The 1,352-nt window shown below is 43.2% G+C and carries 1 protein-coding gene; it reads right to left on the bottom strand.

The window, feature by feature from the left end; all coding sequences use genetic code 11:
* Positions 1-106: 106 nt before the first annotated feature.
* On the bottom strand, positions 107-712 hold the full coding sequence (locus F6K37_RS42630; RefSeq protein ID WP_287257250.1) for an RNA-guided endonuclease InsQ/TnpB family protein: 606 nt from the start codon (positions 710-712) through the stop codon (positions 107-109).
* Positions 713-1,352 lie beyond the last annotated feature (640 nt).

The raw sequence follows: 1,352 nt of genomic DNA, 5'->3' as shown, positions 1-1,352 counted from the left end.
GTCTCCGCAGGGGTGGGGCTTTCACCCACATCCAAGAAATAGTTAGGAATTTTTGAGGTTTTTGACCTCGCGATTCCCCCAACTTATACCCTCTATTTAGAGGTTCCTAGTTGGAACGAGCCGCACCGTTGTCGCGCATCTGTCGATTGCGTTTTTCAGTCAGTGAAGCAAGTTGGTCATCCCAATAATCTTGAGCTTTTCCCTTCTTGAGCTCAGCCACACGTTTGTTGTACCGCTGGTTTTGGGATTTAACTTTTCTCCCATTCAGAATGAAAGATTTTCCTGTTGTTGACACACAAGTCAACCAGTTGTTCAGACCAGGGTCAATTCCCAACGCTTCATCTGTAGGTTGAACCTGTTCAGGAGCTGGTCGTTCATAGACGAACTCTAAATACAAACACCCATTCCTTGGGACGAATCGATACTCTTTTATCGCTTTGTGGTCAATATTAGAAGGCATAGGGAGCAGGAAATGGTCAATCCCAAACCAAGCTTTAACTTGTTTCCCTAATGTGAACTTGAGCTGACCTTTTACCAGTTTTACCCACCGAGCCGGATAATTGACAACGGCCAGACCTCCTTTTTTTCTATAACTTGGAACCCTGGGTTTATTGGCTAGTTGACCTTTATTGTATAGCTTACTCAAAGCTTTATACGACTTGAAGGACTCGATTACTCCGTGCAACGTCTGTTGAGCGCACGCTGACCTCATTGCCTTGAAATGAACATTAGTTTTCATTATCTTGTCCAGATCAGCGTTTGTAAGGTATTTACCTGCTTTGAACAATATTTGACGACAATAGTAGATTCCACAGTTAGTTAACTTATTAGCTTCTGAACAGATAAATTCTAGTATTGCTCTGTTCTCAGGTGTTGTAGTTATTAAATGCTGTTGACAACCGTACATACCGCATCGACCTTTTGCTATGCTATCTTAATTATATACTACCGTAATTAGGATGTCAACATGTCAGAGAAAAAGAGAAGAGTAGGCAGACCCAGCATTTATGAGGAGAGCAAGAAGACTTACAGTGTAAAGGCTACAAAACTAGCCTGGGAAAATATAAAGAAGATGGCAGAGTCTTCTGGGTTGAGTTTGTCTGAGTTTATTGAGTACCTAGGCAGGAACGGAAAGGTCCCTTGAGCGCTAGCGCCGGGATAAATCAAGGGGAAGCTCCACGCCCACTCAATGAATTAAGTGGCTAACTCTCGCTTGATTCTCTACTGTTTGAATTAATGATTTTACGAATTTTGGCCTGATGTTAAAGGGACAGGACGGTCGAGATGATGGAGACCCTCAAGTCTGCCATCCCCTTAAGGCCGGGTCAATTTGGATTGAGCACTCGAAAGAC

It is taken from the genome of Moorena sp. SIO4E2, assembly GCF_010671945.1.
Taxonomy (GTDB): domain Bacteria; phylum Cyanobacteriota; class Cyanobacteriia; order Cyanobacteriales; family Coleofasciculaceae; genus Moorena; species Moorena producens.
The sequence above is the reverse complement of the archived record's forward strand: the minus strand, read 5'-3'. Positions and strand labels throughout refer to the sequence as shown.

Bases quoted from the DNA above. Each gene is read 5' to 3' on its own strand.
- F6K37_RS42630 (WP_287257250.1), bottom strand. From the start codon at position 712: ATGAGGTCAGCGTGCGCTCAACAGACGTTGCACGGAGTAATCGAGTCC.